Origin of the sequence: Affinundibacterium baiyunense (genome assembly GCF_018139645.1) — a bacterium.
Taxonomy (GTDB): domain Bacteria; phylum Pseudomonadota; class Gammaproteobacteria; order Burkholderiales; family Burkholderiaceae_D; genus Undibacterium; species Undibacterium baiyunense.
Genome location: NZ_JAGSPM010000014.1, coordinates 51,025 through 69,720 on the forward strand (window position 1 = coordinate 51,025; position 18,696 = coordinate 69,720).

The 18,696-nt window shown below is 45.5% G+C and carries 32 protein-coding genes; 1 reads left to right on the forward strand and 31 read right to left on the reverse strand.

Annotated features, from left to right (window positions below):
* The first annotated feature begins 28 nt into the window (after positions 1–28).
* Entirely contained in the window at positions 29–1,468 is a 1,440-nt protein-coding gene (sbcB, locus tag KDM92_RS17085; RefSeq protein ID WP_212685622.1) for an exodeoxyribonuclease I, read from the forward strand.
* A gap of 65 nt (positions 1,469–1,533) precedes the next feature.
* Here the strand turns inward: sbcB and dsbD are convergent, their stop codons facing one another.
* From dsbD to KDM92_RS17240, 31 genes are all read right to left on the reverse strand, one after another.
* A complete protein-coding gene (gene dsbD / locus KDM92_RS17090; RefSeq protein ID WP_212685623.1) occupies positions 1,534–3,318 on the reverse strand; it encodes a protein-disulfide reductase DsbD in 1,785 nt (594 codons plus the stop codon).
* A gap of 243 nt (positions 3,319–3,561) precedes the next feature.
* Positions 3,562–3,960 carry a 50S ribosomal protein L17 gene (gene rplQ / locus KDM92_RS17095; RefSeq protein WP_189347757.1) on the reverse strand — a complete coding sequence of 133 codons (399 nt, stop codon included), beginning with the start codon at positions 3,958–3,960 and terminating at the stop codon, positions 3,562–3,564.
* A 130-nt stretch (positions 3,961–4,090) separates the two neighbouring features.
* The gene (locus KDM92_RS17100; protein ID WP_186892603.1) at positions 4,091–5,068 is read right to left on the reverse strand and encodes a DNA-directed RNA polymerase subunit alpha; all 978 of its coding nucleotides are present in this window, start codon (positions 5,066–5,068) and stop codon (positions 4,091–4,093) included.
* Positions 5,069–5,171: 103 nt separating this feature from the next.
* Positions 5,172–5,795, reverse strand: coding sequence for a 30S ribosomal protein S4 (rpsD, locus tag KDM92_RS17105; protein WP_189347755.1), 624 nt, complete (start codon positions 5,793–5,795; stop codon positions 5,172–5,174).
* 213 nt (positions 5,796–6,008) lie between these two features.
* A complete protein-coding gene (rpsK, locus tag KDM92_RS17110) occupies positions 6,009–6,413 on the reverse strand; it encodes a 30S ribosomal protein S11 (protein ID WP_186892601.1) in 405 nt (134 codons plus the stop codon).
* 29 nt (positions 6,414–6,442) lie between these two features.
* A complete protein-coding gene (rpsM, locus tag KDM92_RS17115; RefSeq protein WP_186917419.1) occupies positions 6,443–6,808 on the reverse strand; it encodes a 30S ribosomal protein S13 in 366 nt (121 codons plus the stop codon).
* Between the two features lie 27 nt (positions 6,809–6,835).
* On the reverse strand, positions 6,836–6,949 hold the full coding sequence (gene rpmJ / locus KDM92_RS17120) for a 50S ribosomal protein L36 (protein WP_014004415.1): 114 nt from the start codon (positions 6,947–6,949) through the stop codon (positions 6,836–6,838).
* A 32-nt stretch (positions 6,950–6,981) separates the two neighbouring features.
* Entirely contained in the window at positions 6,982–7,200 is a 219-nt protein-coding gene (gene infA, locus KDM92_RS17125) for a translation initiation factor IF-1 (protein ID WP_005663428.1), read from the reverse strand.
* 24 nt (positions 7,201–7,224) lie between these two features.
* Complete coding sequence (gene secY, locus KDM92_RS17130) at positions 7,225–8,562, reverse strand: preprotein translocase subunit SecY (protein ID WP_189347753.1); 1,338 nt, start codon at positions 8,560–8,562, stop codon at positions 7,225–7,227.
* Positions 8,563–8,595: 33 nt separating this feature from the next.
* Positions 8,596–9,027 carry a 50S ribosomal protein L15 gene (gene rplO / locus KDM92_RS17135; RefSeq protein WP_189347751.1) on the reverse strand — a complete coding sequence of 144 codons (432 nt, stop codon included), beginning with the start codon at positions 9,025–9,027 and terminating at the stop codon, positions 8,596–8,598.
* A 28-nt stretch (positions 9,028–9,055) separates the two neighbouring features.
* A complete protein-coding gene (gene rpmD / locus KDM92_RS17140) occupies positions 9,056–9,235 on the reverse strand; it encodes a 50S ribosomal protein L30 (protein ID WP_189347749.1) in 180 nt (59 codons plus the stop codon).
* Positions 9,236–9,245: 10 nt separating this feature from the next.
* On the reverse strand, positions 9,246–9,764 hold the full coding sequence (gene rpsE, locus KDM92_RS17145; protein ID WP_186917415.1) for a 30S ribosomal protein S5: 519 nt from the start codon (positions 9,762–9,764) through the stop codon (positions 9,246–9,248).
* Between the two features lie 11 nt (positions 9,765–9,775).
* The gene (gene rplR, locus KDM92_RS17150) at positions 9,776–10,138 is read right to left on the reverse strand and encodes a 50S ribosomal protein L18 (RefSeq protein WP_189347748.1); all 363 of its coding nucleotides are present in this window, start codon (positions 10,136–10,138) and stop codon (positions 9,776–9,778) included.
* A gap of 13 nt (positions 10,139–10,151) precedes the next feature.
* Positions 10,152–10,685, reverse strand: a complete 534-nt coding sequence (gene rplF, locus KDM92_RS17155; RefSeq protein WP_189347746.1) for a 50S ribosomal protein L6 — start codon at positions 10,683–10,685, stop codon at positions 10,152–10,154.
* 10 nt (positions 10,686–10,695) lie between these two features.
* On the reverse strand, positions 10,696–11,091 hold the full coding sequence (gene rpsH / locus KDM92_RS17160) for a 30S ribosomal protein S8 (protein ID WP_189347744.1): 396 nt from the start codon (positions 11,089–11,091) through the stop codon (positions 10,696–10,698).
* A 14-nt stretch (positions 11,092–11,105) separates the two neighbouring features.
* Positions 11,106–11,411: a 30S ribosomal protein S14 gene (gene rpsN, locus KDM92_RS17165; protein ID WP_189347742.1), complete on the reverse strand. Its 306-nt coding sequence runs from the start codon at positions 11,409–11,411 to the stop codon at positions 11,106–11,108.
* Between the two features lie 7 nt (positions 11,412–11,418).
* Positions 11,419–11,958, reverse strand: a complete 540-nt coding sequence (rplE, locus tag KDM92_RS17170) for a 50S ribosomal protein L5 (RefSeq protein ID WP_189347740.1) — start codon at positions 11,956–11,958, stop codon at positions 11,419–11,421.
* Positions 11,959–11,962: 4 nt separating this feature from the next.
* A complete protein-coding gene (gene rplX, locus KDM92_RS17175) occupies positions 11,963–12,277 on the reverse strand; it encodes a 50S ribosomal protein L24 (RefSeq protein ID WP_212685624.1) in 315 nt (104 codons plus the stop codon).
* Between the two features lie 9 nt (positions 12,278–12,286).
* Positions 12,287–12,655 (reverse strand): 50S ribosomal protein L14, encoded by a 369-nt coding sequence (gene rplN / locus KDM92_RS17180; protein WP_006464924.1) that lies wholly within the window; start codon positions 12,653–12,655, stop codon positions 12,287–12,289.
* A gap of 257 nt (positions 12,656–12,912) precedes the next feature.
* Complete coding sequence (rpsQ, locus tag KDM92_RS17185) at positions 12,913–13,185, reverse strand: 30S ribosomal protein S17 (protein WP_186892589.1); 273 nt, start codon at positions 13,183–13,185, stop codon at positions 12,913–12,915.
* Complete coding sequence (gene rpmC, locus KDM92_RS17190; protein WP_186892588.1) at positions 13,185–13,376, reverse strand: 50S ribosomal protein L29; 192 nt, start codon at positions 13,374–13,376, stop codon at positions 13,185–13,187. Before rpmC ends, rpsQ begins: the two co-directional genes overlap by 1 nt.
* Positions 13,377–13,389: 13 nt before the next feature.
* Entirely contained in the window at positions 13,390–13,809 is a 420-nt protein-coding gene (rplP, locus tag KDM92_RS17195; protein WP_186892587.1) for a 50S ribosomal protein L16, read from the reverse strand.
* A 2-nt stretch (positions 13,810–13,811) separates the two neighbouring features.
* Positions 13,812–14,642, reverse strand: a complete 831-nt coding sequence (gene rpsC / locus KDM92_RS17200; protein WP_189347736.1) for a 30S ribosomal protein S3 — start codon at positions 14,640–14,642, stop codon at positions 13,812–13,814.
* A 9-nt stretch (positions 14,643–14,651) separates the two neighbouring features.
* Positions 14,652–14,981, reverse strand: a complete 330-nt coding sequence (gene rplV, locus KDM92_RS17205; RefSeq protein WP_186892585.1) for a 50S ribosomal protein L22 — start codon at positions 14,979–14,981, stop codon at positions 14,652–14,654.
* 1 nt (position 14,982) lies between these two features.
* Positions 14,983–15,258: a 30S ribosomal protein S19 gene (gene rpsS / locus KDM92_RS17210; protein ID WP_186917405.1), complete on the reverse strand. Its 276-nt coding sequence runs from the start codon at positions 15,256–15,258 to the stop codon at positions 14,983–14,985.
* 10 nt (positions 15,259–15,268) lie between these two features.
* Positions 15,269–16,096, reverse strand: a complete 828-nt coding sequence (gene rplB / locus KDM92_RS17215) for a 50S ribosomal protein L2 (RefSeq protein WP_189347734.1) — start codon at positions 16,094–16,096, stop codon at positions 15,269–15,271.
* Positions 16,097–16,098: 2 nt separating this feature from the next.
* Positions 16,099–16,410: a 50S ribosomal protein L23 gene (rplW, locus tag KDM92_RS17220; protein WP_186892582.1), complete on the reverse strand. Its 312-nt coding sequence runs from the start codon at positions 16,408–16,410 to the stop codon at positions 16,099–16,101.
* Positions 16,407–17,030 (reverse strand): 50S ribosomal protein L4, encoded by a 624-nt coding sequence (gene rplD / locus KDM92_RS17225; protein WP_212676796.1) that lies wholly within the window; start codon positions 17,028–17,030, stop codon positions 16,407–16,409. Before rplD ends, rplW begins: the two co-directional genes overlap by 4 nt.
* A gap of 3 nt (positions 17,031–17,033) precedes the next feature.
* Positions 17,034–17,690, reverse strand: a complete 657-nt coding sequence (gene rplC, locus KDM92_RS17230) for a 50S ribosomal protein L3 (protein ID WP_212685625.1) — start codon at positions 17,688–17,690, stop codon at positions 17,034–17,036.
* Between the two features lie 365 nt (positions 17,691–18,055).
* Positions 18,056–18,373, reverse strand: coding sequence for a 30S ribosomal protein S10 (gene rpsJ / locus KDM92_RS17235; protein WP_186892579.1), 318 nt, complete (start codon positions 18,371–18,373; stop codon positions 18,056–18,058).
* Between the two features lie 199 nt (positions 18,374–18,572).
* On the reverse strand, positions 18,573–18,696 hold a 124-nt coding region (locus tag KDM92_RS17240; RefSeq protein WP_456243385.1), incomplete at its 5' end, for an EF-Tu C-terminal domain-related protein.

Here is an 18,696-nt window from a genome sequence, read left to right on the forward strand (position 1 = left end):
CACGACTCCCAAAGCACGCGCATTCACAATGACAACACATAGCTTTCTCTGGCACGACTATGAGACCTTCGGCGCACAAGCTCGACGCGATCGCCCAGCACAATTTGCGGCGATTCGTACCGATGCCGACTTAAATGAAATCGGTGAGCCAATTAATTTATTTTGCAAGCCAGCCAACGACTTTTTACCCGATCCACAATCCTGCCTAATCACACATATCACACCGCAGCAATGCCTTGAACAAGGCTTGCCTGAACACGCGTTTGCCGCCCAAATTGAGAAGCAGTTAGCGACGACGGGCACGATTGGTGTAGGTTACAACACAATACGCTTTGACGATGAAATTACACGTTTTATGTTTTGGCGTAATTTAATCGATCCTTATGCGCGCGAGTGGCAAAATCAATGTGGGCGCTGGGATATCATGGACATGGTTCGTACCACCTACGCGTTACGACCAGACGGAATCAATTGGCCATTAAATGATGAGGGAAAACCGAGCTTTAGGCTGGAACACCTCACGGCGGCAAACGGCATCACCCACGACGCAGCACATGATGCACTATCAGATGTGCGTGCCACAATTGCATTGGCAAAATTAATCAAAGAAAAACAACCTAAATTATTTGATTTTTGTTTTGCACTACACAAGAAAGAAAAGGTCGCCAGTGAAATCGGTCTTCCCTTACTTGCAAAACCTTTCTTGCACGTTTCTGGCATGTTTAGTACCGAGCGCGGTTGTCTTGCCGTGATGTGGCCGTTAGCAATTCACCCAAGCAATAAAAACGAGGTAATCGCTTGGGATCTACAATTTGATCCTAGCGAGCTGCAAAATTTAGACATCGCGACCATTCAACAACGCATGTTTAGCAAGAGCGATGTGCTACCCGAAGGCGTTTTACGTTTACCGGTAAAAAGTATCCACCTCAACAAATCACCTATCGTGATTGGTAATCTCAAAACACTCAGCAGTGAAATGGCTGCCCGTTGGAATATCGATATGCAGCAAGTGATGACTAATATCGAAGTAGCGCGCGAGTTACAATCGACATTGGATCCGCAACTTTGGCAGCAAGTGTATTCGCGTCCTGCTCATGAAGCTGTTGATGTCGATGAAGATTTGTATGGTGGATTTATCAGCAGCGCAGACCGTAAAATTTTGAACGATTTACGTCAACTTACGCCACAGCAATTGGCATCCACGCATCCACATTTCAACGATAGTCGTTTAGAGGAACTGGTATTTCGTTATCGCGCACGTAATTTCCCAACGAGTCTCAATGTAGAAGAACAAGCGCTGTGGGAAGAACATCGACGGGCACGCTTATTAGATGGTGAAGCAAATGCTCGCACGGTCGATGCCTATTTCAATGAAATTGATCAACTATCCGAAAATGCCGATGAGGAAGAGCAGCATATTTTGGGAGCTCTGTACGACTACGCTGAGCTGGTTGTGCCTGTTCGATAGAAACAAAAAAGCTGGATTTATTCCAGCTTTTTGTTTCTTTGTGCCGTCAAGTAAGAATAACTCAACTACGGCTTAACGGTTTCTAACTGCTGCAAAGACTGCAAAAATTTCTCAGCGTTTTGATAGCCAATTACGCGCTTGCCTACAATTTCTTGACCAGTGCGATCAAAGAAGATGATCCCTGGCGGACCAAACAAACCGAAGCGCTTTAGCATCGCTTTATCATCAGAATCATTTTTCGTCACATCCACTTGCAATAACAGCATCTGATCCAATTTGGCTTTTACACGCGGCTCGACAAAGGTTAGCTTCTCCATTTCTTTACAGGAGATACACCAGTCCGCGTAGAAATCTAACATCACGAGCTTTTCTCTCGACTGCGCGAGAATCGTGTCCAACTCAGCCGTCGTTTTTACGCGCTGGAACTGCACATGCACCACATTCCCAGTCAAATGGGCAACTGGGGAAAGTGGATCACGCCCACCAGTAATCAAGCCAATCAATTGCGCAGCGCCGCCCAAAATAAATAACATCGCTAAAAATTTTGAGAATACACGCCCCTTATACACAAACAACTGGTAGGCGCCATATGTCAACAAAAGAAGACTCCATGCCAGCATCTGATATAAGGCCGGGATAACAGGCGACACCATCCAAATAGCCATCGCCAACATAAGCACACCAAAAAATCGTTTGATCTGCTCCATCCATACGCCCGCGCGAGGCAACAAACTTCCCGCTGAAATACCCACCAAGAGTAGTGGCACGCCCATGCCAATTGCCATCGCAAACAGGGCAGCTCCACCGACCACCACATTTTTGGTTTGGCTAATGTACACTAAGGCCCCAGCAAGTGGCGCGGCAACACAAGGCCCCACAATCAACGCTGACACAGCTCCCATTAAGAACACGCCAAGCATTTTGCCGTTTCGCTGCCCTTCGGAGAAATAAGTCAACTTGGTCTGTATAGCCACCGGCATTTGCAATTGATAAATGCCAAACATCGATAGTGAAAGGATCGCCATGAATAGTGCAAAGGCACTGAGCACCCAAGGGTTTTGTAAGCTAGCGGACAGACCTTCCCCAAGCAAGCCTGCGGCCACCCCCAAAGCAGTGTAGACGAGCGCCATACCCAATACATAACTCAAAGATAAAAAGAAAGCGCGACTACGCTTAATTCCCGCACCTTCTCCAACAATGATATATGACAGAATTGGCACCATCGGCAACACGCATGGTGTCAAAGACAAACCAAGACCCAACAAAATAAACAAAGGCACGATTAATGCCAATCGACCACTTTTGAGCGCTTCTGCGATGCTTGATTGCTCGCCACTCGACGCGCTATCCGTTGGTAAAACTTTTGAAGCGGGCAACGGCGCAATCTCAGCTAAGCTGACGGGGAGCACCAAATCCATAGGCGGATAACACAAGCCTGCATCTGCACATCCTTGAAGTCGAATCAGTGCTTGAAAATCTGATTTGGCATTAACGGGAATCAGTACAGTTAATTCGCGGTAGTAACTTTCAACATCCTTTTGAAAAGTCTCATCGAACTTTACCTTTCCAGCAGGGATCTCAAAGGCGCCCAATTCAGCGCCTTTGGCCTCGAACTTAAATTGATCCCGATACAAATAGTAGCCATCTGCAATATCAAAGCGGACCGCCATTTGATTCGCTGAAACCATCTGCGCTTTCACTTTAAAAGCTAACTCAGGTGCTAAAAAATCTTCGGCGCGCAAACTGCCGCTAGTGATAAGGCAAAGCATTAAGCTCATGCCTAACAGATAGCTTCGCTCAAATAAAAAACGAATTCGTAAAAGAAAACTGAAGCTTCCAATAAATTTCATAAATATCTTCGTGAATAATTGCCGCGTTTTAATTTAAGCCATCTCGTTATGCGGCACAAAGCGAATCCGCACTACAAGATTGAAAGTTTCAGTATCTTAACGGAATATACAATTCAATGCTGCGCACGTATTTTCTGAAATCAAGCAAAAGAACAATTTCAACAGCAAAACGTCTAAGACATAAAAAAAGCCGTTCATTTTACTGAACGGCTTTTTATACAAGCGAACTAATGAAAGTTCAGCTTATTCTTCTACTGTTGGTGCATCTGCAGCGTCAGTAACTTCTGGACGATCCAACAATTCTACGTAGGCCATAGGCGCATTGTCGCCAACGCGGAAACCCATTTTCAAAATACGCAGGTAACCACCGTTGCGATTTGCAAAACGTGGGCCTAATTCAGCGAACAATTTTTGTACGATTTCACGATCGCGCAAACGGTTGAATGCCAAACGCTTGTTTGCCAATGTGTCTGTTTTACCCAAAGTCAAAATTGGCTCAACAACACGGCGCAATTCTTTTGCTTTTGGCAAAGTTGTTTTAATTGCTTCGTGACGCAACAGAGAAACTGTCATATTGCGCAACATTGCTAAACGGTGGGATGATGTACGATTCAGCTTACGTAAGCCGTGACGATGACGCATGGTACTTCCTTTCAATAAGTTTAAAAATTCCAGTTCTTCTATCGTCAAACCATTTGACGCGGACCGGTAATGTTCTTACTACGCACTACAAATAAAACGTCGGGTCAAACGAGTCGACCCGACATCAAGATTACTTCTCTAAACCAGCAGGAGGCCAGTTTTCTAACTTCATGCCCAAAGACAAACCACGGGAAGCCAATACTTCTTTGATTTCATTCAAAGATTTGCGACCCAAGTTTGGTGTCTTCAACAATTCGTTTTCACTACGCTGGATCAAATCACCAATATAGTAAATGTTTTCTGCTTTCAAGCAGTTTGCGGAACGTACAGTCAATTCCAAATCATCAACTGGACGCAACAATACTGGATCAACAGCAGGTGCACGTGATGGTGCTTCTGCAGCCGCTTCTGTGCCTTCCAATGCAGCGAATACGTGCAACTGATCAACCAATACGCGAGCAGATTGGCGAATCGCTTCTTCTGGCGTGATTACACCGTTTGTTTCGATGTTAATGATCAATTTGTCCAAATCTGTACGTTGTTCAACGCGAGCAGATTCAACAGAGTAAGAAACACGACGTACTGGAGAGAAAGACGCGTCCAAAATAATACGACCAATAGTTTTGTTCGCATCTTCAGACAAACGACGTACGTTACCAGGAACGTAGCCACGACCTTTTTCTACTTTGATTTGCATATCCAATTTGCCGCCGGCGGTCAAATTCGCAATCACGTGATCTGGATTAATCAGTTCTACGTTATGTGGCAAATCGATGTCGGAAGCCAATACTGCGCCTTCGCCTTCTTTTTTCAAAGTCAAAGTAACTTCATCACGCTCGTGCAACTTGAAGACCACGCCTTTCAAGTTCAACAAAATATCAACGACGTCTTCTTGCACGCCATCGAGAGTTGAGTATTCATGAACGACGCCAGCGATCGTCACTTCAGTTGGCGCATAACCAACCATAGAAGATAACAAGACACGACGTAAAGAGTTACCGAGAGTATGACCAAAACCACGTTCAAATGGCTCCATCACTACTTTCGCTGAACCAGGGCCCAACATTTCAACGTCGATAATACGAGGCTTAAACAGATTGTTTTGCATGATTTGTCCTTTTCAATACCCTCGGCTCGTTACACCGATAAGGCTGATGGCAAAAAGAAAAAAGCCTGCCCATCGTAAAATGGGCAGGCGGTGAAACTGAATATTAACGTGAGTACAATTCAACGATCAAAGATTCGTTGACATCGTGAGCGATGTCGCTACGATCAGGCATAGACTTAAAAGTACCTTCCATTTTCTTCGCATCAACAGAAACCCAAGATGGCATACCAACTTGTTCTGCTAAAGACAAAGCTTCAACGATACGTGTTTGCTTTTTCGCTTTTTCACGAACCGCAACTACGTCGCCAGCTCTAACTTGGAAAGAAGCGATGTTTACTACGGTACCGTTTACTGTAAATGCTTTATGGCTAACCAATTGACGCGCTTCTGCACGTGTAGAGCCAAAACCCATACGGTATGCAACATTGTCCAAACGAGATTCCAACAACTTCAACAAAGTTTCGCCAGTGTTACCTTTTTGACGATCCGCTTCAGCGAAATAACGACGGAATTGACGCTCTAAAACGCCATACATACGCTTAACTTTTTGTTTTTCACGCAATTGATTACCGAAGTCAGATGTACGTGCGCCAGATTTCGCGCCGTGTTGACCTGGTTTTACATCTAATTTGCATTTGGAGTCCAAAGAGCGACGCGCGCTTTTCAGAAACAGGTCCGTGCCTTCGCGACGGGATAATTTTGCTTTAGGTCCGATATAACGTGCCACAGTAATTTCCTTTAAAAATGACGCAGATGCCGTTAAACAAACTGCGCTAGTCTGATCTACCTGCTATCAGACAGTGGTCTTATTAAACAAGGTGTAAATAAGAATGATAAACGTATAAAATACGAAAGACAAAACCCACCAATTGAATTGGCGGGCTGCATTCTAACATGATTGCTAGAATTGTCCAAAGCCTAGCCTAAGCTAAGCGATGAATTAGATACGACGACGCTTTGGAGGACGGCAGCCGTTATGTGGAACTGGCGTAACGTCTTGAATCAAAGAGATCTTGATACCCAAATTATTCAAAGCACGCACAGAGGACTCACGACCTGGGCCTGGGCCTTTGATACGTACTTCAAGATTTTTGATACCGCATTCTACCGCAACCTTACCAGCTGCTTCTGCCGCAACCTGAGCCGCGAAAGGTGTAGATTTACGAGAGCCTTTAAAACCTTGACCACCAGCTGTTGCCCAAGACAATGCATTGCCTTGACGATCAGTGATCGTGATGATGGTGTTGTTGAAAGATGCGTGAACGTGTGCGATACCTTCAGCAACATTTTTCTTAACTTTTTTACGAGCGCGAGCTGCCGCTGCGTTATTTTGTGCTTTTGCCATAATTGGTTCCTTGAATCCAGCTTACTGGATTATTTCTTCAATGATTGCGCTGCTTTACGTGGGCCTTTACGTGTACGTGCGTTAGTACGTGTACGTTGACCACGAACAGGCAAACCTTTGCGATGACGCAGACCGCGGTAGCAGCCTAAGTCCATCAAACGCTTGATGTTCATCGAGATTTCACGACGAAGATCACCTTCAACGACGTATTTTGCAATACTGTCACGAAGCTTTTCTAACTCGTTGTCGTCTAGATCTTTGACCTTTTTAGTGGTCGGAACACCCGTTGCTGCACAGATATCTGCTGCGCGTGGGCCGCCAATACCATAGATAGCTTGTAAGCCGATTACGGTATGCTGATGATTTGGGATATTAACCCCTGCTATACGTGCCATTCGTTATTCCTCGTTCAATAACGTTAATTAACCTTGGCGCTGTTTATGGCGTGGTTCTGTGCAAATAACACGAACAACACCTTTGCGCTTGATGATCTTGCAGTTGCGGCAAATCCGCTTAACTGATGCGAGAACTTTCATTTTTGCCCTCTTCCCTTCTAGTTCAATTTAATTTACTTGGTCCTGAACACAATACGTGCTCGGCTCAAATCATAAGGCGTCAATTCTACTGTCACCTTATCACCAGGAAGGATGCGAATATAGTTCATTCGCATTTTTCCTGAAATATGGCCAAGCACAACATGCCCATTTTCCAACTTAACTCGAAATGTTGCATTCGGAAGATTCTCTAGAATCTCTCCCTGCATCTGTATAACGTCGTCTTTTGCCATTCGATCTGCTGTTCCTCTGGGTGCTTACCGTGAAGGCATGCCGCCCTTGAAATTTGCTTTACGAAGAAGCGATTCGTATTGCTGTGACATTACATAATTCTGCACTTGAGCCATAAAGTCCATCGTAACCACCACAATAATCAACAGCGACGTGCCGCCAAAATAAAATGGTACTTTCCAATGAGCGATCAGCAACTCTGGTAACAAGCAAACTAATGCAATATATACCGCACCAATCAAAGTCAAACGCATCAAGATCTTGTCTATGTAACGCGCAGTCTGGTCACCGGGACGAATCCCTGGAACAAACGCACCACTCTTCTTCAAATTATCTGCTGTTTCTTTGCTGTTAAACACCAACGCAGTGTAGAAGAAGCAGAAGAAGATAATCGTTACAGCGTATAGCAATGCATGAACCGGCTCCCCTGTTGTTAAGGAACTTGCCAAATCTTGCAAGAACCGAACAAAACCAGAGTTCTGATCTTCTGCGCCCTTTGCGAACATGCCAGTAATCGTGGCAGGCAGCATAATAATTGAGGAAGCAAAAATCGGAGGAATCACACCTGCCATGTTTAACTTGAGTGGTAAATGACTGCTTTGACCACCATACACTTTATTGCCAACTTGACGCTTCGCATAATTCACCAGAATCTTACGTTGACCGCGCTCTACGAACACGACCAAATAAGTCACTGCAGCAACCATCACGCAAATTACCAGAGCAGAAAATGCTTGCATAGAACCAGTGCGTACTAACTCGAATAAACCAGCTAACGCTCCGGGCAAACCTGCCACGATACCAGCGAAAATGATGATAGATATACCGTTTCCAAGACCTCGCTCGGTGATTTGTTCACCTAACCACATCAGAAACATCGTGCCAGTTACCAAAGTAACGACAGTCGTAAATCTAAACGCCACACCAGGATCTAACACCAAACCTGCTTGCGTCTCTAAGCCAAAAGCAATAAAGAAAGCCTGTACAATACCTAATACTAAAGTGCCGTAACGCGTGTACTGAGTGATCTTACGACGACCAGACTCGCCTTCTTTCTTCAAGGCTTCTAGCTGCGGGGAAACTACTGACATCAACTGCATGATGATCGATGCAGAAATGTACGGCGTAATTCCCAGCGCCAAAATTGTGAAGCGAGACAAAGCACCACCAGAAAACATATTAAACATCCCCAAAATACCATTTTGGTTTTGTTTAAATAAATCTTCCAATACCTTTGGATCAATTCCAGGAACAGGTATATGTGCGCCTATCCTATATACAACCAGTGCTGCTAGCAAAAACCACAGTCTTCCCCAAGGAAAACCGCTTGCAGCACTTTTAGTTTGTTGAGGAGATGTTGCCAATTATTGCTCCAGAAGTTCGCAATGAATGTTGACTTAAGCGACAGAGCCGCCAGCAGCTTCGATCGCAGCCTTCGCACCTTTGGTAGCGATTAAGCCATTCAAAGTTACTTTCTTTGTGATCTCACCTGACAAAATCACGCGAACTACACGTGCCAATTCAGAAACGACACCAGCTTGCTTCAAAGCCAAAATATCGATTTCTGTGACTGGTAAACTTTCCAAGTCAGACAAACGAACTTCTGCTTTGTATGGTGTTGCCAAAGATTTGAAACCACGCTTAGGCAAACGGCGTTGCAAAGGCATTTGACCACCTTCGAAACCGACTTTATGAAAGCCGCCAGTACGAGATTTCTGACCTTTGTGACCACGGCCAGACGTTTTACCTAAACCAGAACCGATACCGCGACCAACACGACGTTTTGCGTGTTTTGCACCATCAGCTGGTTGGATTGTATTTAATTCCATAATTTGCTCCGATCGGAAACCCTAAGGCTTACGATACAACCTTCACAAGATACGAGACTTTATTGATCATACCGCGCACTGCTGGTGTGTCTTCTAACTCAGATACTGAGTTAACACGACGCAAACCTAAGCCACGCACTGTCGCACGATGTGATTCGCGCGTACCGATCAAACCCTTGACCAATTGTACTTTTACTGTTTTAGTCATTGCGATCACCTTAGCCCAAAATTTCTTCAACGGACTTGCCGCGTTTCGCTGCGATCTCAGCTGGAGTGCTCATTTTTGCCAAACCGTTCAAAGTTGCACGAACCATGTTGTATGGATTTGTGGAACCGTTAGATTTTGCAACAACGTTAGTAACACCCAACACTTCGAAAATAGCGCGCATTGGACCACCAGCGATCACACCAGTACCTTCTTTAGCTGGAGAGATCATGACTGAAGATGCACCATGCTTACCAATAACGGTGTGTTGCAAAGTACCATTCTTCAAAGTCACTTTGATCATTTTACGACGCGCTTCTTCCATCGCTTTTTGTACAGCTACAGGAACCTCTTTCGACTTTCCCTTACCCATACCGATGCGACCATCGCCATCACCAACAACTGTCAGCGCTGCGAAGCCCATGATACGACCACCCTTAACCACTTTGGTTACGCGGTTGATCGCGATCATTTTTTCGCGCATGCCATCATCCGGCTTGTCGGCTGCTGTTTTTGCTTGCATTTTTGCCATGACAATATTCCTTAGAACTTCAAGCCGGCTTCACGCGCAGCTTCCGCCAACGCCTTCACACGACCGTGGTAACGAAAACCGGAGCGATCAAACGCGACTTCGGTAACTCCTGCTTTCAATGCTTTTTCCGCAACGCGCTTACCAATCAAAGTGGCTGCCGCAGCATTACCACCGTGCTTAGATGCCGCTGCCAATTCTGCACGCACTTCAGCTTCCACTGTAGAAGCAGATGCCAACACTTTGGAATCTGCATCAATGATGCTAGCGTAGATGTGAGAGTTCGTACGGTGCACAGATAAACGTGTGACCTTGAGCTCTGCGATCTTGGCACGGGTTTGAGTCGCGCGGCGCAGACGTGATTGTTTCTTATCCATCGTCTAACCCCTATTACTTCTTCTTGGTTTCTTTAATCACAACCACTTCATCCGCGTAGCGGACACCCTTGCCTTTATAAGGCTCTGGGCTGCGGTATGCACGAACTTCTGCTGCGACCTGACCAACCTTCTGCTTATCCACACCTTTGATGAGGATTTCAGTTGGAGTTGGCGTTGCACATGTCACGCCAGCAGGCATGTCGTGTACGACAGGATGAGAAAAACCCAAGGAGAGATTTAACTTATCGCCTTGCGCTTGCGCTTTGTAACCAACGCCCACCAATGTCAGCTTACGCTCGAAGCCTTTTGTTACGCCAGTCACCATATTGTTGACCAGTGCACGCAAAGTACCTGTCATTGCATTCGCTTCACGGCTGTCGTTCGCTGGACTAAAGTTCAACGAACCACCTTCGTTAGCCACAGACACCAAGCCGTTTAAGCCTTGTGTCAATACGCCCATAGGGCCTTTTACTGTAATCGCCGCTGCGGAGATGGCAACTTCTGCACCTGCTGGCAACGCGATTGGCATTTTACCTACTCGAGACATCTTGCACTCCTTAGGCGACGTAGCAAATAACTTCGCCACCGACACCGGTTGCGCGCGCTTTGCGGTCAGTCATAACGCCCTTAGGTGTGGACACGATGGCCACGCCCAAACCGTTCATTACACTTGGGATCTCGTCTTTACCTTTGTAAATACGCAGACCTGGACGTGAAACACGTTCCAAGCGCTCAATAACAGGACGTCCTGCATAATATTTCAAACCGATTTTCAATTCAGATTTACCAGCAGCTTCAACTACTGCGAAATCCTCAATGTAGCCTTCGTCCTTCAGTACGTTTGCAATTGCAACTTTTACCTTTGAGGACGGCATCGCGACGGCAGTCTTTTGAACAACTTGCGCGTTACGGATGCGGGTCAGCATATCGGCGATAGGATCGCTCATACTCATTGCTTATTCTCCTATTACCAGCTAGCTTTAGTCATACCCGGGATTTCACCACGCATGGCGAATTCACGGACTTTAATACGGCCCAAACCAAACTTACGGAATGTGCCACGTGGACGACCTGTCAAAGTGCAGCGATTGCGCTGACGAGTCGGATTAGAATTACGCGGCAATGCCTGCAACTTCAAACGAGCTAAATAGCGCTCTTCTTCAGTTTTTGATTGGTCATCAATGATGGCCTTCAATTCGGCGCGTTTGCCGGCGAATTTCTTCACCAAATCTGCACGCTTTTGCTCACGATTAATCAGTGCCAATTTTGCCATGGCGACCTCAGTTTCTGAACGGAAATTTAAATGCGGCGAGAAGCGCTTTTGCTTCTTCGTCGGTCTTAGCTGTCGTAGTAATACTAATATTCATACCACGCAACGCGTCAATCTTGTCGTACTCGATCTCAGGGAAAATGATCTGTTCCTTAACACCGATATTGTAGTTACCACGACCGTCAAATGCGCGACCAGAAACGCCGCGGAAGTCACGAACGCGTGGCAAAGCTACAGTCACGAAACGATCCAAGAATTCGTACATGTGTGCGCCACGCAATGTGACCATACATCCGATTGGATAGCCTTCGCGGATTTTGAAACCAGCGATCGCTTTACGTGCTTTAGTTACGACAGGTTTTTGACCTGCAATCTTCGTCAGATCGCCAACAGCATGCTCGATAACCTTCTTATCAGCAATCGCTTCGGACAAACCCATATTCAAGGTGATCTTCAAGATGCGAGGAACTTCCATTGGAGACTTGTAAGAGAATTTCTCAGTCAAATCTGCAACAATTTTATCTTTATATAATGCTTGTAGACGGGCCATGACTTTATGCCTTCACAACTTCGCCAGTGGACTTATAGACGCGGACTTTCTTACCATCCACAACCTTAAAGCCTACACGGTCTGCTTTACCAGATGCAGCGTTGAACAACGCAACATTGGAAACATGAATCGGCATCAATTTATCAACGATGCCACCAACTGCTCCAGTCATTGGGTTAGGCTTAGTCGCTTTCTTAGCAACATTAACACCTGCAACAACAACGTAATTCGCATCAACGCATTGCTGCACTTGACCACGCTTACCCTTGTCTTTACCCGTCAAGACGATGACTTCGTCGTTTTTACGAATCTTATTCATCACGACTCCTTACAGCACTTCAGGAGCAAGCGAAACGATCTTCATAAAACGCTCAGTACGCAGTTCGCGTGTTACTGGGCCGAAAATACGTGTTCCGATTGGCTCGAGCTTTGCATTTAACAACACTGCAGCATTGCCGTCGAACTTCACTAAAGAGCCATCTTGACGACGAACACCTTTAGCAGTACGAACCACAACTGCATTGTAAATTTCACCTTTTTTCACGCGACCGCGTGGAGCAGCGGATTTCACTGTGACTTTAATAACGTCACCGATCCCTGCATAACGACGCTTAGAACCGCCCAACACTTTAATGCACAAAACTTCGCGCGCACCAGTATTGTCAGCCACTTCTAGCCGGCTTTCTGTTTGAATCATATTGTTCTCTTTCCCAACTTAATCCACACAATCCGCACATTGCAAATCTGTAGTCAGTCTTGGTCCCGCCAGCCAACCCATTTATTGTCAGACGCCCTTAGAAGCACAAATAACAACACACGAGTCAACCGATTAGGTGGACGATTTTTTAACCACTCTCAAAATGCTGACCTGAGAGACATTTAGGCTGCCATTCGCATGCTTTGCAAATGACAGCCCATCATTATTACATCAAAAAACGATTACTGCAACAACTTTTATAAAACTGGCGCAACTTGTACAACGCGAGTCAATGTCCATGCCTTTGTTTTGGAGATTGGACGACCTTCTTGAATCTCGACTGTGTCACCGGCTTTTGCTTGGTTCGCTTCATCGTGCGCATGATATTTCGCAGTACGCACAATGATCTTACCGTACAAAGGATGTTTAACGTGACGCTCAACTAAGACTGTCACTGTTTTATCCATCTTGTCGGAAACAACTTTGCCAATCAATGTGCGCTTCAGTGCAACTTTAACTTGATCGTTCATTATTTGGCATCCTTCTGATTCATGACTGTTTTAACTCGGGCGATGTCACGACGAACTTTTTTGAGTTGCGAAGTGTTATTCAATTGTTGCGTAGCGATTTGCATACGCAAGCTGAATTGTGCCTTCAACAAATCATTCAATTCTTTCGTCAAAGCTGCGGAGTCTTTGCCTTGGAGTTCAGATACTTTCATTTACAACTCCCTATTAAGTGCCGACTTGACGTACGACAAACGTTGTCAACAATGGTAATTTAGCAGCTGCTAAGCGGAAAGCTTCGCGTGCCAGCGCTTCATCAACGCCGTCCATTTCGTACAACATCTTGCCTGGTTGAATCTCGGCGACGTAGTACTCTGGATTACCCTTACCATTACCCATACGAACTTCAGCTGGCTTCTGAGAAATTGGCTTGTCTGGGAAAATACGAATCCAGATACGGCCACCACGTTTGATATGACGAGTCATAGCACGACGTGCAGCTTCAATTTGACGTGCTGTAATACGACCACGTGCAATTGATTTCAAACCAAATTCACCGAAGGAAACCGCTGTGCCACGATCATGGGAAATACCCTTGTTGCGGCCTTTTTGTTCCTTACGATATTTTCTGCGTGCTGGTTGCAGCATGATTATTCTCCTGCTTTCTCAGCTGATACCGCACCGTCAGCTGCTTTTGTGCGAACACGTTTAGCTGCTGGTGCTGCACCAGTTGGAGTTTGACCTTCAGGGCGCTTCGCACGTGGACGGCTGTTTGGCTTGCCATCTTCGCGACGTGGGCCACGACGTTTTTTGTCGTCTTCTGGTGCGGATTCGATTACTGGTGCATCGCCATTTGCTAAGCGATCGCCTTTGTAAACCCATACCTTAACGCCAATAATACCGTATGTCGTAGACGCTTCACTTGTACCGTAGTCGATATCAGCGCGCAATGTATGCAGAGGCACGCGGCCTTCACGATACCATTCCTTACGTGCGATTTCGATACCATTCAAACGACCACTAGACATGATCTTGATACCCTTAGCACCGAGACGCATTGCGTTTTGCATCGCACGTTTCATCGCGCGACGGAACATAATACGTTTTTCAAGTTGCTGAGAGATAGAATCAGCGATCAATTGCGCATCGATTTCTGGCTTACGAATTTCTTCGATATTTACGTGCACAGGCACGCCCATGATCTTGCCCAAATCCGCTTTCAAGGATTCGATATCTTCGCCTTTTTTACCAATCACAACGCCTGGACGGGAGCTGTAAATAGTAATACGTGCGTTTTTAGCTGGACGCTCAATAGTGATACGACCTACTGATGCATTTTTCAGTTTCTTTTTCAAGTAGTCACGTACTTTGATATCTTCGCTCAACATGGAGGCAAAGTTACCATTGCCTGCATACCAGCGAGAAGACCAATTACGTGTTACCGCCAAACGGAAACCGGTTGGATGTATCTTCTGTCCCATCGTGACTCCTTAGTTACCAACAGTCACATAAATGTGACAGGATTGTTTAGAGATACGATCACCGCGACCTTTTGCACGCGCTGTGAAGCGCTTCAAAATTGGTCCTTTTTCGACATAAATCGTCGTCACTTTCAATTCATCGATATCAGCGCCATCATTGTGTTCAGCATTCGCAATTGCGGATTCCAACACTTTCTTGATGATAGTTGCGCCTTTTTTCGGGCTGAAAGCTAAGATGTTTAATGCTTGATCGACTTTCTTACCACGGATCAAGTCTGCAACCAAGCGACCTTTTTGCTCGGACAGACGTACACCCTTCAATATTGCTTTGGTTTCCATATTATCTCTTCGCTTTCTTATCCGCGATATGACCTTTAAATGTGCGAGTCAATGCGAATTCGCCCAATTTATGGCCTACCATGTTTTCAGAAACGTACACAGGTACGTGCTGCTTACCATTGTGCACAGCGATTGTCAGACCGATGAAATCAGGCATGATAGTCGAACGACGTGACCAAGTTTTGATTGGCTTTTTGTCTTTAGTTGCTTGCGCAGCTTCGACTTTCTTTACCAAATGGGCGTCACAAAACGGCCCTTTTTTAGCTGAACGTGTCATGTGTTACCCCTTATTTCTTGCCACGGCGTGAGACGATCATGGAAGTCGTACGCTTATTGCGACGTGTCTTCTTACCCTTAGTTTGCTGACCCCATGGAGAAACTGGATGACGCCCTGCTGCTGTCTTACCTTCACCACCACCGTGTGGGTGATCGATAGGATTCATGACAACACCGCGAACTGTTGGGCGAACACCGCGCCAACGCATCGCACCAGCTTTACCAATCTTACGGAGGTTATGCTCACCGTTACCGACTTCACCGATAGTTGCACGGCATTCGATATGGATACGACGTACTTCACCAGAGCGCAAACGCACTTGAGCGTATGTACCTTCGCGAGCCATCAACACCACGCCAGCACCAGCAGTACGAGCAATCTGCGCACCCTTACCTGGCAACATTTCTACGCAATGCATAGTTGTACCAACTGGGATATTGCGGATTGGCAAGCAGTTACCAGATTTGATTGGCGCTTGAGAGCCATTCATAATCTGATCGCCAGCAGCCATACCTTTGGATGCAATGATGTATGCACGTTCACCGTCCGCGTAGCACAACAATGCAATGTGTGCTGTACGGTTAGGATCGTATTCAATGCGCTCAACTTTTGCAGGAATACCATCTTTAGAACGTTTAAAATCGACTACGCGATAATGCTGCTTATGACCACCGCCAATATGACGTGTAGTGATATGACCGTTGTTGTTACGACCAGCAGTTTTATTTTTCTTTTCCAACAAAGCAGCAAACGGACGGCCTTTATGCAAGCCTTCAGTTACCACTTTAACCATACCACGACGGCCTGGTGAGGTTGGCTTCATCTTAACGAGTGCCATGCTTATGCCCCCTCGGTAAAGTTAATCTCTTGACCTGGTTTCAAGCAGACAAAAGCGCGTTTTGTATGATTGCGACGGCCATTAAATTTACCAGTACGTTTTTGTTTGCCCAAGCGGTTAGCTACTTGCACAGATTCAACCTGAACCTTAAACAGCAACTCAACAGCAGCCTTGATTTCTGGCTTAGTTGCATCTGGCATTACCAGGAACACAACTTGCTCGTTTTTCTCTGCAACCATAGTTGCTTTTTCAGAGATCACCGGAGCCAGCAACACCTTCATCAGGCGTTCTTCACTATGCTTGATTACGCTCATGCCAGCATCTCCTCAATCTTTGTCAAGGCCGCTTTAGTGATCAACACTTTCTTGTAGAACACCAAAGAAACTGGATCAGCATAACGTGGCTCAACAACCAATACGTTAACCAGATTGCGAGCAGCCAACATCAAGTTTTCGTTGAAGTCTTCAGTAATAATCAATACTGAATCCAAGCAACCCATCGTCTTCAATTTTTCAGACAACAACTTAGTTTTTGGTGCATCAACAGTCATACTGTCAACAACATTCAAACGACCTTCACGTGCCAACTGAGACAAGATCGAACAGATACCTGCGCGATACATCTTCTTATTAACTTTGTGAGAGAAGTTTTCATCAGGAGAGTTAGGGAAAGCGCGACCACCTCCACGCCACAATGGGGAAGATGACATACCAGCACGAGCACGACCCGTACCTTTTTGACGCCATGGCTTCTTGGTTGTGTGGTGAACTTCGTCACGGCCCAATTGTTTGCGGTTACCACTGCGAGCATTCGCTTGATACGCAACAACAACTTGGTGAATCAAAGCTTCATTGTAATCACGACCAAAAATAGTATCTGGCGCAGCAACATTAGAAGCAGCTTGACCTTCTGCATTTAGGAGCTTCAGTTCCATAGATTAAGCCCCCTTCTTTGCTTTAACTTTAACAGCTGGCGATACAATCACCTGACCGTTTTTCGCACCTGGAATAGCACCTTTCACCAACAACAATTGGCGATCAGCATCTACACGAGCGATAACAAGATTTTGCACAGTTCGCGCAACATCACCCAAGTGACCAGTCATGCGCTTACCTGGGAAAACGCGACCAGGATCTTGCGCCATACCGATAGAACCAGGTACGTTATGTGAACGTGAGTTACCGTGCGTTTGGCGACCAGATGCGAAGTGGTGACGTTTAATAGTACCGGCATAGCCCTTACCAATTGTCACACCTTGCACGTCGACTTTTTGACCAGCTTCGAACAAGCCAACAGGCACAACATCGCCCGCTTTAAGTTCAGCAGCTTTAGCAGCGTCAACACGGAATTCTTTTAAGACAGTACCAGCTTCCACACCCGCTTTTGCGAGGTGACCTGCAGCCGCTTTAGTTACACGGGATGCACGGCGCTGACCGAATGTCACCTGAACAGCGGAGTAACCGTCTGTTTCAGGAGTTTTGATTTGTGTCACGCGATTGTTTGATACATCTAATACTGTGACTGGAATTGAATCACCGTCTTCAGTAAAGATACGCATCATACCAACCTTGCGACCAACTAGGCCCAAGCTCATTGTTTTCTCCATTCTCACCTACGATTGGGTGAGGCTGATGTTTAGAAACTTACTTTTAAAACTTAAAAATAGACAAGCCAAAGCCTATCAAAATTTAAGCTTTCGATTTTAACCCGAATAATTTCCACTTACAAGAAAAATTTATTTGAAAATGGAAAAAATTATGGTATGTCAGTTTTTTCTGATGCGATTTAATTTCAACAACTCGAAATTAACCACAACCAATAAATCTGACAACACATTAATAATGTGAGAAATTTCATTTCAGGGATGCAAAATTCGGCGCTTCCCGCAGCAACACTTAAGTATTGCGAGGACAAGCAACGACGGCCTACGCCCTGCAATGAGATTTATCGCTTTATTAATTATTGCAATTTGATTTCTACATCGACACCAGCTGGCAAGTCGAGCTTCATCAATGCGTCAACAGTTTTATCTGTAGGATCAACGATATCCATCAAACGCTGATGCGTGCGGATTTCGAATTGATCACGGGAAGTTTTATTGACGTGAGGGGAACGCAATACGTCGAAACGTTGAATACGTGTTGGCAAAGGAACTGGGCCTTTAACAACAGCACCGGTGCGCTTAGCTGTTTCTACGATTTCCAAAGCTGATTGGTCGATCAATTTGTAATCGAAAGCTTTCAAGCGAATACGGATTTTTTGATTTGCTGTAGACATGATATTTCCTGTAAAGAACGAGCCACGATGTAGTGAATGTGGCATTTTTAACAAAGAGCACTTATTACGACCGCTAAAACAAAACGGCTGTCGCCCTAAAAAAAGCACGACAGCCGACTAGTGTACACCAAATTTTAAATTTCTCTAAATTTTATCGTGATTACTCAAGATCAAACTTCAGAGCTTAATTCAAAATATATTACTCGATGATTTTAGCAACAACACCAGCACCAACAGTACGACCACCTTCACGGATAGCGAAGCGCAAGCCTTCTTCCATCGCGATCGGGTTGATCAACTTAACAGTGATAGATACGTTATCA